We start from the raw sequence: 15689 nt of genomic DNA on the forward strand, positions 1-15689 counted from the left end.
CTGGGGTACTTGTCCCCAGAAGAATTTGGTAGAAACTTAAATAAACAAAATATTGCCGCTTAACTAAATGTCAACTTTAATGTTGCAATTCCAGTTATGGAGTGCTAATTCCTGAATAATCAGGATAATGCTTTAGATGACGATTTTAGTATTGTTTTGGGTGGGGTGTCCTGTACAGATCAGCACTCTTCCGGCTGCTATTTCTTCGTCGGTTAAGACTTCATTATAGTCCATTCTAACATTGCCTTCGGTGCAGGAAGCCACGCAGGAACTGCATATTCCGGCTCCGCAGCTGTAAGGGACGTTGATGTTATGGGCAAGGGCCACTTCCAGGATCCTCTTATACCAGGGTACTTCTAATTGGTAGACGTTTTTATTGAATTCAAGGATGACGGTGTAAGTGTTTTTGTCTTTGATGACCTTCTCAGTCATATCGTCGTCGTCTGCTTCGTCTTCGGGAATGAAGTAGGTTTCTTTTTTTATCTGATCCATACGGAAGCCTAAGCCCAGGAGGGAAATGCGGCACATGACCATGTAGTCGATGGGGCCACAGGTGTAGCATAGGGCATCGGATTGGTCGTATTGGATGTTGGAGTTGTAGAGGTCGTGGAATGCGAAGCTGTTGAGGCGCGCGAATTGCAGGTTCTTGGAGTCGCTGAAAAGGTAGATGAGTTTAAAGCGTTCCGGGTAGTCTTTTTGCCACTGGTTTAATTCTTCGTAGAAGAGGGTTGTGGTGGCAGAACGGTTACTGTAGATCAGGACTATTTTTGAGTTTTGCTCTTGTAGCAGCGCCGTTTTTAAGATGGAGTAAACAGGGGTGATGCCCACGCCGGCTGCAAAAAGGAATACGGTACGTTTGATGGTTGGGACAGGGGTGTAAGTGAAGATCCCTGTGGGAGGTAGTACGGTTAGTATGTCTCCGACGGCTGTTTTGTGGTGGAGGTATTTAGAGATTTCTCCGTTTTCTACGAGTTTTACTGCAATACTCAGGGGTTCGTTTATTGCGGGTGAGCTGCAAATGGAATAGGAACGCCTGATTTCTTTGTTATTAACCTGAAAGAGCACGGTCAGGAATTGCCCGGCCTCGTAGTTTGGGGAAAGGCCGTTTACGGGTTCAAATTGGATGAAGACGTTGTTTCCGGGAAGCTGTGTAATTTCAGTAATACGTAATTGCAGGGTAGTCATAGGGTACAAATCTATCGATTTATTTGATAAGGGGAGGTTTAAACATAGTTGAAAATGAGGGAGAAGATGGTTTTTTCGTAAGGTATCGAGCTGACCTCCAGGTTGCCGTAGTGCATTTTCATGATGTTACGGGTGATGGTCAGGCCAATGCCGGAACCGTTTTTACGGGTGGTGAAGAATGGGACGAATATTTTCTCAGCTAGTTCAGGTTCAATTCCTTTACCGTTATCGGTTACGTCAATGAAGAGCTTGTTTTGTTCTAGACGGTAGTCTATTTCTATTTCGGGGTGATCGATGTCGTCCAGGGCGTGGATACTATTGGTGATCAGATTGATCAGGGCCTGTTCTACTAGTTTTAAGTCTACGTTGATGGTGATTTTTGAAGAGGTTTGCCCCACTGATAGTTTGACGTTTTTTGCAGAAGCAAAGGGCTGCATCAGAATCTGGATGTGCTGCAGGATCTCGCCAATGCTATGGGATTCGAGTTCAGGGGTCGGTAATTCAGCGATTAAACGGTAATCTTTCACAAAGTCCAGCAGGCCGATGGAGCGCCTTTTGATAGCCTGGATTGCAGGTTTGAGGTCTTCCAGCTCTTCTTTGTTCAGGGAGTCTTTGCCCACGACCATCGTATTGACGGTGTCCGAAAGGGAACTGATGGGGGTAATGGAATTTAGGATTTCATGAGAGATTACTCCGATCAGCCTGTTCCATGCTTCTATTTCTTTTTGCTCAATTTCATCCTTGATGTTCTGAAAGGAGATAATTCTGTAGTTGGTATTGTAGAGGTTGATGGGGATGACTTCGGTAGAGAGCTGGATCAGCTTGTCCTGGATTTTTAATTCCAGAAATCTTTTACCCCCTTTTTCTATGCGCTCTATTTCAGAAGCGAAAAGTGGGAGGTGCTCTTTCAGGCGATGCCAGTATTTATAGGCGGGTACTTTCAACAGGGCCGCTGCGGCTTCATTAAAGAAGGATATTTCTGCTTGTTCGGGCATAGTGCTGTCGTCTTTCAGTACGATTACACCTACGGGAACTTGCTGAAGGATGGTTTTAATGAGCTGAAACATAGCGTCTTGTTCCAGCTGGATGTCTTTGTGGGTTTTAATAATGTCGTCAAAAGAGCTGTAGAGGTCTGGGAAACTGCCTTTGGTACTTTTATTTCTGAAGTTTAAGGTGTGATCACGTGTTTTGACCGCAAGAATGAAACGCTTGATGTCAGCCCTGATCTGGTTGATGTAGTTGTAAAGTGAAATAAGACTGACCAGAAGGGCACAGCAGACCCCGGCAATGGTAAACCAAAGCTGGGTTTTGAGCAGCAGATAGCCCAGTAGCAGCGCCAGTGAATTGATGAGCAACAGATTAAAGAGGAGCCTGAAAGTAAAACGTTGATAAAACATAAGCTATAATCCGAATTTTTCTATCCTGCGATACAGGGCTGCACGGGTAAGACCAAGCTCGGTCGCCGCACGTGATATATTTCCTTTGTGGTTCTCGATGGCCTTTTGTACCATCATTTTTTCCATTTCTTCCAGATCGAGTGTTGGGGGCATAGGCGCGGAACCGCCAAATCTTTGCGGACTCAGCTGTAAATCGTGCTCTGTAATTTCTTTACCATCAGCCATAATGATAGCACGTTCAATCACATGCTGCAATTCACGGACATTTCCGGGCCAATGATAGTTTAATAAGGTATTCTCTGCCTTTTCGGTGATACTGGTGATACTTTTATGATACTTTGTACTGAAGGTATGTAAAAAATGATTAGCGAGCTGTATGATGTCTGCTGCGCGTTTGTGTAGTGGGGGAAGCTCCAGTTCTACGGTGTTAATCCTGAAAAGTAAATCCTGACGGAATGTACCTTTGGCTACCATTTCATTCAAGGGCATATTGGTAGCGGTAATTAGTCTTACGTTTACTTTACGGTCTTTGCTCTCTCCTAAACGGGTTACGGTCCGGTTTTGAAGCACAGTAAGTAGTTTGGATTGTAAGGGCAGCGAAAGGTTACCGATCTCATCCAGGAATATGGTCCCGTTATCAGCAAGTTCGAATCTTCCGGGACGGTCATCGCGGGCATCGGTAAAGGCTCCTTTGGCGTAACCAAATAGCTCACTCTCAAAGAGATTTTCATTTAAGGAACCCAGATCTACGTGCATGAAAATGTGGTTCTTTCTTAGGGAATGCTTATGGAGTTCATAGGCGAATACCTGCTTCCCGGTACCGTTTTCTCCAAGGATTAATACATTGGCATCGGTTGGAGCGACCTTAATCAGGGTGTTTTGTAACTGTTTGATAGGCTCGGAAGTACCAATGATATTCTCAAATTTACGGGCCTGATCCGTTTGGATAGAGGTGTTTATCTTTTCTAGTTTTTTAACCTTTTTAGTGGACTGCCTTAATTTAGAGGCTGCAGAAAGTGTTGCATAGAGCTTTTCATTCTCCCAGGGCTTAAGGATAAAGTCGGTTGCACCTTGCTTGATGGCCTGTACTGCCAGTTCCACGTTGCCATAGGCAGTCATCAGGATGACTACATAATCTTTATCAATAGATAAAATATGCTCTAACCAGTAGAGCCCTTCACGGCCATTGCTGGCTCCTTTCTGATAATTCATATCCAGCAGGATGATGTCTATTTCATTATGGCTCAGTAAAACATTAATCTCCTTTGGCGATTTACAGGTGACCACCTGGTTGAAGTGCTGCTTCAAAAAGAGTTTTGCACTTAATAGAATGTCATCATCATCATCGATTACTAAAACGTTTGCTTCTGTCATTGTATAGGGTTTTGGGCCGTTGTTATTGGTTGCTGCCTGGTCTGTTTAAATAGCTGCTGAACAAAAATAGCGGAATTGTCCGTTGCTGTACAACAGGTGTCCGATAATGAACGGTATTTTTCTATGTTAATGTGTTAATTGATTGGTTGTTAGTGAATTAAATATGTTTTGATGCTTTGGCATATCCTTAGCTTAAGGCCAGATAGATATTACAATAGTTATCATGGATAAGATCATCGCAAAAAAGAGATTCAGTACCAAAAAGATATTAATGCTTACGGGAGGCCTTTTGTTAGCCGCACTCGTAGGCTATGGATATAAACTATCCTTGAATAAAGTTTATAAGGCCGATGTGGATAAATTGACCATTAGTAAAGTTAAGTATGGCGATTTTGAGGATGTGGTTTTATTGAATGCAAGTGTAGTCCCTTTAACTTCGGTAATTGTGAGTTCTCCGGAAGGTGGAACGGTAGCCGAAATTTTCACAGAGAACGGAGCCAGTGTCGTGAAAGGTACTCCGCTGTTGAGGATTGCTAATCCAAATGCTTTATCTAATTATACTTCGAGCGAAACCAGTATTATTGAACAGATTAATCAATTGCGTAAAGTACGGCTGGATCTGGAACAAAATCAAAGGATCATGGCGCAGGATATGATGGTGATCGAAAATACACTGAGGACCGCTGGCCGGAAATATAAAATTGATAGTGCGTTGTTTCTGAATAAAGTAATTACCAGGGAAGAATTTAATACTTCGAGCCAGGATTATGAGTATAATAAAGGCAGAAAAGCAATCTTGAAACAGGCCGTTAAGCAGGAGAACCAGAGCAGGACGATGCAGTTACAGCAAATTGATGTTTCTGTAACCAGGATGAATGAGAGTCTGGAAACTATCCGCAAGAATATTGAGAATATGACCATTAAAGCACCAGTTTCCGGAAGATTATCTTCTTATGATCCGGTGATCGGTAAATCTTATACGGCAAACGAAATGCTTGGGAAAATTGATGTAATGCAGGGCTATAAATTGCAGGCAGGCGTGGATGAATATTATATCAACAGGGTAAAAGAAGGACAATCTGCTAATTGTGAGTTTAATGGAAAGACTTATCGCCTTACAGTCAGAAAGGTAATTCCTGAAGTCACAGCCGGACAGTTCCAGGTAGAATTAGTTTTTGAAGGGAAATCACCGGATGAGTTAAGAAGAGGATTATCTTTACAAGTAAAACTTACGCTTTCAGACAATAGTAAATCGCTGTTATTAGCACAGGGACAGTTTTTTCAAAGCACCGGAGGGTCCTGGGTATTTGTGCTGAAGGATGGGAAAGCTCAGAAAAGAAATGTTAAAATAGGACGTAAAAACTATCTGTACTATGAGATCATGGAAGGATTACAGAAAGATGAACAGGTGATCACTTCGTCTTATGACCAATTCAATCAGTATGATATTGTAGAAGTCAGTAAGTAATCAATTAGCAGTAGCGTAATCTAATAGCAGTAAGTAATCAAATAATTAAAAAGTCAATTCATAAAAAGACATAAAAATATAAATCATCATATCATGATAAAAATTGAGAACCTGGAAAAAGTATACAAAACGGAAGAAGTAGAAACAACCGCGTTGAATGGAATCAATATGCACGTTAAAGCAGGGGAGTTTGTCTCTATTATGGGACCTTCAGGCTGTGGAAAATCCACCTTGCTGAATGTTATGGGGCTTTTGGATAAACCTGAAAGTGGCAGTTATAAGTTCCTGGAAACAGAACTGCTGACTATGAATGATAAAGAACGCTCTAACTTCCGCAAAAGAAACATGGGTTTTGTATTCCAGAACTTTAACCTGATTGATGAACTGACTGTATTCGAAAACATAGAATTACCGCTGATCTATAACAAAGTTGCCGCACCTGAGCGTAAGCGCCTGGTCAATGAAATGATCGAAAGGATGAATATTGTGAACCGGAGCGGCCATTTTCCTCAGCAATTATCCGGGGGTCAGCAGCAGCGTGTGGCGGTGGCAAGAGCTTTAGTCACTAAACCCAAATTGGTATTGGCAGATGAGCCTACAGGTAACCTGGACAGTTCCCATGGAAATGAAGTCATGGAACTGCTTTGCGAACTGAACGAACAAGGGACTACCATTGTTATGGTTACCCACTCTTCGCACGATGCGAGCTTCTCTAACCGGATTATTAACCTGAAAGATGGGCACGTGATTTCAGAGAAAATAAATAAAACCAGGTCTGAAGAGCTTATTTAAGCAACGTTTTTATTTAAAAAGCGTCAACTGTAAAAATTACCGCCCAGCTAGTAAAGAACCACCAGCTAGTAAAGAACCACCGGCTAGTAAACCTGAACCACCAAGCTATGTTTAAACTCAACCTGAAAATTACTTTAAGAAACCTCTGGAGAAATAAAACTTCTTCTTTAATCAATATCAGCGGACTGGCCATTGGTTTAGCTTCCTGCCTGATGCTGATGCTTTATGTTTCTTATGAAAGGAGTTATGACAACCACGGGAAGGATGCGGGGCAGGTTTATAAGGTGATGACGAATTTTCTCGACATCAATAAAAGAATAGAATCTACGGGGGGACTTACCGGAAATATGATCGGGCCAGCTTTGAAGGAGGATTATCCTGCGGTGAAAGCGATGAGCCGTTATGAATGGGGAGGGCCGAAATTAATAGCCAACGGAACCAAAAGTTTTAAAAAGAGCGGACGCTTTGCAGATGCAGATATTCTGAATGTGTTTGACTATACTTTTGTCTCAGGTAACCAGAAAACGGCCCTGAATGAACCTAACAATGTAATTGTTACCGAAAGCACTGCTAAACTGTTATTCGGTACAACGGATGTGCTGAATAAAACAGTTCGTTTCGAGAATAAAATCAGTCTCAAAATCACAGGAGTGGTTAAAGACATTCCGGGTAATAGTTCTGTCTATTTTGACTTTCTGATGCCATGGTCACTTTATCAAACTCAATTTGATTGGGTGAAAGAGCCAGCGTGGACTAATTTTAACTGGTCTACCGTGGTCAAACTTGATCCGTCAACTGACATCGCGCAGTTCAATAAAGAGATCAAAGGACTTATGGAAAAAAAACGCCCTGATTCCAGAGCTTTTGTATTCGTTTATCCATTCAATAAGCTCCACCTCAATGGCACCTTTGTGAACGGAAAAAGTATAGGAGGGAAAATTGAAGAGGTACGTTTATTTATGGGACTGGGTATAGGGATTCTGCTGATCGCCTGTGTGAATTTTATGAATATGGCCACTGCAAAATCTGAACGCAGAGCTAAAGAGGTTGGCATCAAAAAAACTATTGGTGCAACAAGGGGAAGCCTGATCAGTCAGTTTCTGATGGAATCTCTGGTATTAACTTTTTGCAGTGCAATTATGGCTATTGTAATTATTGAGCTTGCATTACCCTTATTTAATAACTTATTGGGTATTGAACTGGGGGTCAGTTATTCAAATGCTCAGTTATGGGCGGGGCTGATTTCAGTGGTTCTGTTGACCGGTTTGATTGCCGGAAGTTATCCTGCCTTTTATTTATCTTCCTTTAATCCTGTTCAAATCCTTCGGAAAAAAGGCGGTAAAAGCCAGGGACAATTGATCAGCCTTCGTCAGCTGCTGGTGATCGGGCAATTTAGTTTTGCCGTGATATTGATCATTGCAACAACAGTAATCTATGAGCAGATACAATATATTAAAAACAGGCCGGTCGGTTACAAAGTAGACGAACTCGTTGAAATGGAACAAGATGGTGATCTGTTTGACAAATTTGAGGTGTTGAAGGCTAAACTACTGCAATCCGGAGCTATAATTTCAATGGCACAATCTTCAACCAGTATGACCAAAGATGGTTCAAATTTTACCGGAATGGAGTGGAAAGGATCTACCGATGCTGATAAGCTGTTCACTTTTAATCAAATCGCTACAACATATGATTTTATTAAAACTACAGGTGTAAAACTACTGGAAGGAAGAGAGTTTTCTACTCAGTTTGCTTCTGATACTGCAGCAGTAATGGTGAGCCGCTCGGCGGTGAAACGCATGAATTTAGTAAATCCGGTTGGTCAGATTGTTGTTTTCCATGGCGAAAAGCGGACTATTGTGGGGGTCTTTGACGATTTCATCTGGGGGTCACCTGCCCAGGTTGACCGGCCCATGGTCATTGGGTTTTTTCAGGGTTGGGGAGGAACAGTTATTATGCGTTTAAATCCGGCAAATGCACCTGTGGCTAATCTGGCGCTGATTGAAAAGATCACTAAAGAAGTTAATCCGGCATATCCTGTGGAGGTGAATTATGTAGACCGTTTATATGCAGGGAAATTGAATGCGCAAAGGATATTAGGTGTCTTAGCTAACCTTTTTGGAGGGCTGGCCATTTTTATTTCCTGCCTTGGTTTATTTGGGCTCGCTGCATTTAGTGCTGAACAAAGAACAAAAGAAATTGGGGTCAGAAAAGTATTGGGTGCTTCTGTAGGAAGTCTGATGCAGTTGCTTTCTTTAAGTTTTCTGAAAATGGTGATGATCGCTATTCTGATCGGTATACCTATTGCAAATTATATCATGAACGGCTGGCTGAGGAATTTTGAAATTCATACGACCATCAACTGGCTGATCATTTTCCTGGTGGCAGCAAGCACTTTAGGGATTGCCCTGATTACAGTAAGCCTTCAGACTTATAAAGCTGCAAAAACTAATCCTGTTCAGGCTTTAAAATACGAATAAACGAAACAATCATGTTCAGACTCAATCTTAAAATAGCTTTTAGAAACCTTTGGAAAAACAGGGGTTATACTTTGATTAATATAGCGGGCTTATCAATTGGTATGGCTGGGTGTATATTGATCTTTTTGTTTATCAGTTATCAATTGAGCTTTGATCAGCAGTATAAAAATAAAGACAGAATCTACCGGGTAGTCAGTCAGGCACATTATGCAGGTGGAGAAGAAGAGTTTGATAGTGCAGTGCCCTTACCTTTGGCCGATGCGATGCGCAATGACTTTGGAATGCTGGAAAATGTTGCTGCTTTAGAGTCGGCCTGGGGAGTGATCAAAGTCAAAGATGCCACAGGGAATGTGAAAATTAAAATTAAGGGCAGAGCGTTTTATGTAGCGCCGGACTTCTTTAAAATATTTGATTACAAGTGGTTGCATGGGAATCCTGAGCAGGCTTTAAAAGAGCCAAATACAGTTGCACTTTCAAAAGAGACAGCCGAAAGATTTTTTGGAGACTGGCATCAGGCCATCGGCAGAACAATCAATTTTAAAAATAATAAGGAGCTTAAAGTTACAGGCGTGTTTGCTGATATTCCAGAAAACAATAGTAACGTGATCAATATTGCAATTTCTTATGCGGGCTTCGAACATAAAAACCAAAAACGATGGGGTTCCATATCTTCAGATTCTGAGTGCTATATTTTACTCAAACCAGGTGTAACAATTGCTGACCTGGAGCGTCCAAAAGCTGCATTCCTGAAAAAATACTATGTCGAAAAGACAGTTGCAAAACCGGATCATCTTTTTCAACCGCTTAAAGAAATCCATATAGATGAGCGTTTCAGTAATTTCTCTGGTAAAGTAACCAGTAAAAGTGAACTGTTTGGCCTTACAGCGATAGGTGTGTTGCTGCTAATTACCGCCTGCATCAACTTCATTAACCTGGCTACTGCACAAGCGGTAGGAAGGTCTAAAGAAGTTGGTGTACGCAAGGTAATGGGAAGCGGTAAACAGCAGTTGATGATCCAGTTTTTAACAGAAACGATGATGCTGACCCTGATCGCGCTGTTACTGGCTTGCGCAATTACGGAAATTGCTTTGCCTGGCATGTCGGCCTTATTTAAAGAGAAAATAACATTCAATCTGCTGGAGCGTCCGGTCATTTTCCTGTTCATGTCAGGCATGGTGCTGTTTGTCGGCTTTTTATCCGGTTTTTATCCTGCAATGGTGATGTCAGGGTTTAGTCCGGCACTGGCTATCAAAAACAAAGTAAATATTGGACATGGTGGTGGAGTACTGCGCAAAGTGCTGGTTGTTGTTCAATTTGCCATCACAATCATACTGGTTACAGGCACACTGGTTATTCTGATGCAGATGAAGTTTATCAGGGAGAAACCCCTCGGGTTTAATTCATCGGCAATTGCGCTGCTCAGTGTTCCATCAGACAGTTTGTGTAAGTCGAAATTTGAGATACTTAAAACCAGGATACTGAATGAACCAGGTGTTCTAACTGCAAGTTTCTGTAATTCTGCGCCTGCTGCGGAAAGTAACATGACTAGTGAATTTTATTACGATGGCACTGCGATGCAAGATTTTCAAGCCAATATCAAGTTTATTGATCAGGATTATTTGAAGACTTTCGGATTGCAGCTTTTGGCTGGCAGATTTTTAACTAAAAGTGATACGATCCGGGAATATGTGGTCAATGAAACTTTATTAAAGAAGTTAAAGGTGGTGCATCCGCAGGATGCCATTGGGAAAATGATTATTTTAAGTGATCACCGCGCCCGGATTGTTGGGGTAGTGAAGGACTTTAATAACAAGAGTCTGAAAGAATCAATTTCTCCTATTCTGATGACAACACGTAAAGATGGTTATGCAGCCCTTGCTTTGAAAATGGAGGCGCATCAAATCCCGGCGGTCATGAAAAATGCAGAGAAAATCTGGAATGAATACTATCCGGATCAAGTATATTCTTCTGATTTTATGGATGATAAAATCAGAAATTATTATGAGAGTGAGCAGGTTACCGGAGCCCTTTTTAAAGTATTTGCCATAGTTATTATCTTTATTTCTTTCATCGGTTTATTCGGCCTGATCTCTTTTGTTGCCACACAAAGAACAAAGGAAATGGCTATTCGTAAGGTGTTGGGTGCAAGTGTCTTTGAACTGGTCAGTATGCTGAATACTACTTTTATCTTCCTGATATTATTAGCCAATCTGATTGCCTGGCCGGTAGCTTATATTTTTATTCAAAAATGGTTATCCGGTTATGCTTACCGTATCACACTTAATATCTGGCCATTTGCAGCCGCGATGTTTATCTCACTGATGATTACCCTGATCACCGTAAGTTTCCGCTCTTACAAGGCAGCGAAAACCAACCCGGTAGATGCCCTTAAATACGAATAAAAAAACGCAGGATGTTTAGACTCAATCTCAAAATCGCATTAAGAAATCTCTGGAAGCATAAAGGTTATACTTTTATCAATATCGCCGGTTTATCAATAGGTATGGCCAGTTGTATCCTCATTTTTATCTTTGTAAGGTATCAGCTGAGTTTTGACCAGCAATTTGCGAATAAGGACAGGATTTACAGGGTAGTTTCTTCTTGGAAGTATGCCGATAAAGAAGATTTTCAAAGTGGTGTTCCAAGGCCCCTGGCAGCTGCTATGCGCAATGATTTTGGGATGCTGGAAGAAGTTGCCGCCTTACAGCGCGCCGGTGGAATTATCAAGGTAAAAGATCAGTCCGGAAAGCTGAGATTGAAAACAGCGGAAGATGTGTTTTATATTGAACCTGGCTTTTTCAGGATATTCGATTATCCCTGGCTGGAAGGAAACCCACAGCAAGCGCTGGTCCAGCCAAATACTGTTGCCCTTTCTCAGAAAATGGCTTCCAGATTTTTTGGTGACTGGCATAAAGCAGTTGGGCAGACTTTTCAATACCGCGATAAGACCCTTAAGGTAACCGGTGTATTTGCCGATATTCCTGATAACAACAGCAATCCTATAAATATTGCCATAGCCTATGCAGGATATGAAAATAAAGATATGAAGGAGTGGTATACTGTCTCTTCCAGTTCAGAAGTCTATATCTTGTTGAAAAAAGGTGTAAATATTGCGGATCTTGAAGGGCCTAAAAATGCTTTTCTGAAAAAATATTATACTGATAAAGAATCAAATGGTAAAGAAGATCATTTTTTTCAACCGTTAGCTGAACTTCATAAAGATGCAAATTATGGCAACTTTTCCGGGAAAATTATGGAGAAAAGCCAGTTGACAGGCTTAATCGCTATCGGTGTATTTTTACTCCTCACAGCTTGTATCAATTTTATTAACCTGGCCACTGCCCAGGCGATAGGCCGGTCTAAGGAAATAGGCGTTCGTAAAGTGATGGGCGGCAGACGAAAACAGTTGATGGTGCAGTTTCTGACAGAAACCTTAACAATTACCATTTTCGCTTTACTGATTGCCTGTGTACTCACAGAAGCTGCTTTACCAGGCATGATCGGATTGTTCAGGGAAAATATCTCCTTTAGTATAATGGATCACCCGGTGATTTTTGTTTTCATGATCGTTCTGGTGTTGCTGGTAAGCCTGGTCGCCGGGTTTTATCCGGCAATGGTGATGTCGGGTTTTAATCCTATGCTGGCTATCAGGAATAAAGTTAATTTAGGAAATTCAGGTGGTGCTGTTTTGCGTAAGGTTTTGGTTGTTATGCAGTTTACGCTCACGATTATTCTGATGACGGGAACGTTTATCATCATGAAACAGATGAAGTATATACGGGAGAAACCACTGGGATTTAATCCTTCGGCAATTGCTATGGTCAACGTTCCGGGTGATAGTCTCAGCCGGTTAAAGTATAAATTTTTGAAAACAAAGGTAGAGAATGAAACCGGTGTACGTATGGCAAGCTTATGCAGCAGCGGCCCTTCTTCGATGGATGTTGATGATATTAATTTCTCCTATAATGGCAAGAAACCGGGTTTTCATGTGGGCAGTAAGTATGCAGATGCGGATTATTTTAAAACCTTTGACTTAAAGGTGATTTCAGGAAAAGGCTTTTCTGGTAATGATAGTTTGCAGGAGTACATTGTAAATGAGACTTTCCTTAAAAAATTAAATATAGTGAGCCCTGAAGATGCGATCGGACAAAAAGTTTCATTGGGCGGAAGCGCGGATCAGATTTCAATTGTGGGTGTTGTAAAAGATTTCAACAATACCAATCTAAGAGAGGCTATCTCGCCAATTTTATTCCATAAAAATTCCAGAAAGGCTACTGTGATTGCTGTTAAAATGAATACGCAAAATATTCCTGCTACCATGAAAAATATAGAGGCTATATGGAATTCTGTATACCCGGATCATGTATATATGGCCGATTTTATGGAAGAAAAGATCAATAAATATTATGAGAATGAAAGGGTAATCGGGACGCTTTTTAAAGCATTTGCATTGGTCATCGTTTTTATATCTTTTATTGGTTTGTTTGGGTTGATTTCTTTTGTCGCCACACAAAGAACAAAGGAAATGGCTATACGTAAAGTTTTAGGGGCAAGTACGTTAGAACTGGTTAATATGGTGAATTTCTCCTTTATGACGCTTGTACTTTTAGCTAATCTTATGGCATGGCCGATTGCATATCTGCTGATCAATAAATGGTTGTCTGGTTATGCTTATAGAATTGAGTTAAATATCTGGCCCTTTTTAATCGTAACCTCGGTTTCCATGATTGCCACCTTACTGACAGTGAGTTTCCGTTCTTTCAGTGCTGCAAGAGCCAACCCGGTGGATGCACTGAAAGACGAATAAAACAAATAGAATTAACTGATTAAACCTTATATTTATCAAAACATGATACAATTACAGAATATAGAAAAATACTATGCAAACAAGGGCCTGAAAAGTTATATCCTCAGACATGTGAGTACAACCATTCAGCAAGGTGAGTTTGTTTCGATTATGGGGCCTTCTGGTGCTGGAAAATCTACTTTACTTAATATTTTAGGAATGTTGGAAGAGCCTACTTACGGAAGTTATGAATTTATGGGTGAAAATGTAGTTTCCCTGAATGAACGTAAGAGAATAGAGCTTTACAGGAATCATATAGGTTTTGTTTTTCAGGCTTATCATTTGATAGATGAAATGACGGTTGCCGAGAATATTGAAGCGCCTTTGCTTTATAAAAAGGTAGGCAGCGCAGAGCGTAAAAGCCGTGTGGCAGAAATGCTTGACCGCTTTAATATGGTGGCTAAAAAAGATCTTTTTCCGAACCAGTTATCAGGCGGTCAGCAGCAACTGGTAGGCATTGCAAGAGCGCTGGCAGCACAACCGTTGATTATTCTGGCAGATGAGCCGACTGGAAATTTGCAGTCCGCACAGGCTTTGCAAATCATGGATCTTTTCAAGAAACTGAATGAAGAAGAAAACATTACCATTATCCAGGTAACACACTCTGAAATCAATGCGGGGTATGGTACGCGGATTTTACATTTGCTTGATGGAGTAATCAGTGAGGATATTCAGGTGGTGGTATAAAAAAGTATCTTTGCTGCATGTTACGTCAGTTTACCGATCAGCTTGATCAGACCATTACGATTAATTATCCACCAAAGCGGATCATTTCTATTGTGCCTTCCCAAACCGAATTATTATTTGAACTGGGCTTAAGCGAAGAAGTGGTCGGATTGACTAAGTTTTGTATTCACCCTGCGCAGCAGTTTAAAGCTAAAACTAAAGTAGGGGGGACGAAGAAACTTAATATCGAACTGATCAGAAGCCTGAAGCCTGATTTAATTATCGGCAACAAGGAGGAGAATACGAAAGAAGATATAGAATTGCTGCAACAGGAGTTTCCGGTATGGATGAGTGACATCTTTACGCTGGAAGATGCAATGAAAACGATTACCCAGATCGCGGAATTGGTAGACAGGCAGCCTGAGGCAGCTTATTTAAATTATCTGATCAATGCGGGGTTTACAGACCTGCAAACTTTAGCGTTACAGCAGGGGATAGATAAAACAGTCGCTTACCTGATCTGGAAAGGGCCTTATATGCTGGCCGGAAGAAATACGTTCATTAATGATCTGCTAGTTAAAAACGGACTGACCAATGTAATCAAGGCAGATCGTTACCCCGAAATTGAGCTTCAGCAGCTGGCTGCTTTAAGGCCGGAACTGATTTTACTCTCTTCAGAGCCATATCCTTTCCGGGAAAAGCATATCGAAGAGTTGAAAATAGCAATTCCTGAAGCTAAAGTGATGCTGGTAGACGGAGAAATGTTCTCCTGGTACGGCAGCAGATTGGTCAAAGCGGTTCAATATTTATTTCAGTTACAAAAAGAATTAAAATAAATTGGCTTAAAATGAATGTGTTAGCTGTTTAGAGGTGAAATAAATGCAAAAGGTTTTTGATAATTGATAACTATCTCTATCTTTGCAGTCCAAACAAAAACAATTCCTAACTGCGGATGTGGCGTAATTGGTAGCCGCACCAGACTTAGGATCTGGCGCTTCACGGCGTGGGGGTTCGAGTCCCTTCATCCGCACAATAATGGTGACAGATTTAATTATCTGTCACCATTTTTATTTTAAGAGGTTTTTTACTTGAAGTTTACTTGGATCAATGCCAAAAGTTGGGATCAAGTCGGATCAAGCGGAATTCTTGGGGGGAGATAAATTTTAAGCATATATTTTCGATAACCTGAACAGGAAGAATTTGATGTCCCGAACCCCTCTTGAAGTGGCTCTGAATGCTTTAACTTTAGCATTGAATGATTCAGCAGAGGCATTTGTACTTCTGTTGAGAAAGAAGTTCAAGATCGAGAGATAATGTGCCTGTATAGACCTTGACACCGTCCTAAATGACTCAATTCCTGACTCTTCCACCTGATTGTACCATAATGCTAATGGCTTAAAAGCCTGCTCTTTACTTGTACATATCTTGAAAATGTTTCCAAGACCAAGTGATAAATTATAAGCCTTTTTCAGTTCAGGGTA

General features: G+C 41.1%; 11 protein-coding genes and 1 tRNA gene. 8 read left to right on the plus strand and 4 right to left on the minus strand.

Annotation, left to right across the window (positions count from 1 at the left end; genetic code table 11):
- Nucleotides 1-132: 132 nt before the first annotated feature.
- From LY11_RS25730 to LY11_RS25740, 3 genes are read right to left on the minus strand one after another with little or no spacing between them, the layout of a single operon-like run.
- Nucleotides 133-1185, minus strand: coding sequence for a ferredoxin--NADP reductase (locus LY11_RS25730; RefSeq protein ID WP_111636454.1), 1053 nt, complete (start codon nt 1183-1185; stop codon nt 133-135).
- A gap of 38 nt (nt 1186-1223) precedes the next feature.
- Entirely contained in the window at nt 1224-2582 is a 1359-nt protein-coding gene (locus LY11_RS25735) for a sensor histidine kinase (RefSeq protein WP_111636455.1), read from the minus strand.
- A 3-nt stretch (nt 2583-2585) separates the two neighbouring features.
- Nucleotides 2586-3956: a sigma-54-dependent transcriptional regulator gene (locus tag LY11_RS25740; protein WP_111636456.1), complete on the minus strand. Its 1371-nt coding sequence runs from the start codon at nt 3954-3956 to the stop codon at nt 2586-2588.
- Between the two features lie 223 nt (nt 3957-4179).
- Here LY11_RS25740 and LY11_RS25745 point away from each other — a divergent pair, with 223 nt between their 5' ends.
- The 8 genes from LY11_RS25745 to LY11_RS25780 all read left to right on the plus strand — a co-directional run bounded on the left by LY11_RS25745 (nt 4180) and on the right by LY11_RS25780 (nt 15238).
- Entirely contained in the window at nt 4180-5424 is a 1245-nt protein-coding gene (locus LY11_RS25745) for an efflux RND transporter periplasmic adaptor subunit (protein WP_111636457.1), read from the plus strand.
- Between the two features lie 93 nt (nt 5425-5517).
- Entirely contained in the window at nt 5518-6216 is a 699-nt protein-coding gene (locus LY11_RS25750; RefSeq protein WP_111636458.1) for an ABC transporter ATP-binding protein, read from the plus strand.
- Nucleotides 6217-6323: 107 nt separating this feature from the next.
- Nucleotides 6324-8696, plus strand: a complete 2373-nt coding sequence (locus LY11_RS25755; protein ID WP_111636459.1) for an ABC transporter permease — start codon at nt 6324-6326, stop codon at nt 8694-8696.
- Between the two features lie 11 nt (nt 8697-8707).
- Nucleotides 8708-11098 (plus strand): ABC transporter permease, encoded by a 2391-nt coding sequence (locus LY11_RS25760; RefSeq protein WP_111636460.1) that lies wholly within the window; start codon nt 8708-8710, stop codon nt 11096-11098.
- An 11-nt stretch (nt 11099-11109) separates the two neighbouring features.
- Nucleotides 11110-13503, plus strand: coding sequence for an ABC transporter permease (locus LY11_RS25765; RefSeq protein WP_111636461.1), 2394 nt, complete (start codon nt 11110-11112; stop codon nt 13501-13503).
- 42 nt (nt 13504-13545) lie between these two features.
- Nucleotides 13546-14229: an ABC transporter ATP-binding protein gene (locus LY11_RS25770; protein WP_111636462.1), complete on the plus strand. Its 684-nt coding sequence runs from the start codon at nt 13546-13548 to the stop codon at nt 14227-14229.
- A 17-nt stretch (nt 14230-14246) separates the two neighbouring features.
- On the plus strand, nt 14247-15044 hold the full coding sequence (locus LY11_RS25775; RefSeq protein WP_111636463.1) for an ABC transporter substrate-binding protein: 798 nt from the start codon (nt 14247-14249) through the stop codon (nt 15042-15044).
- A gap of 112 nt (nt 15045-15156) precedes the next feature.
- Nucleotides 15157-15238 (plus strand) — tRNA-Leu (locus LY11_RS25780).
- A 133-nt stretch (nt 15239-15371) separates the two neighbouring features.
- Here the strand turns inward: LY11_RS25780 and LY11_RS25785 are convergent.
- A partial coding sequence (locus tag LY11_RS25785) for a transposase (protein WP_146610932.1) occupies nt 15372-15689 on the minus strand: 318 nt, incomplete at its 5' end.

This window comes from Pedobacter cryoconitis (genome assembly GCF_003259615.1).
Classification (GTDB): Bacteria; Bacteroidota; Bacteroidia; order Sphingobacteriales; family Sphingobacteriaceae; genus Pedobacter; species Pedobacter cryoconitis.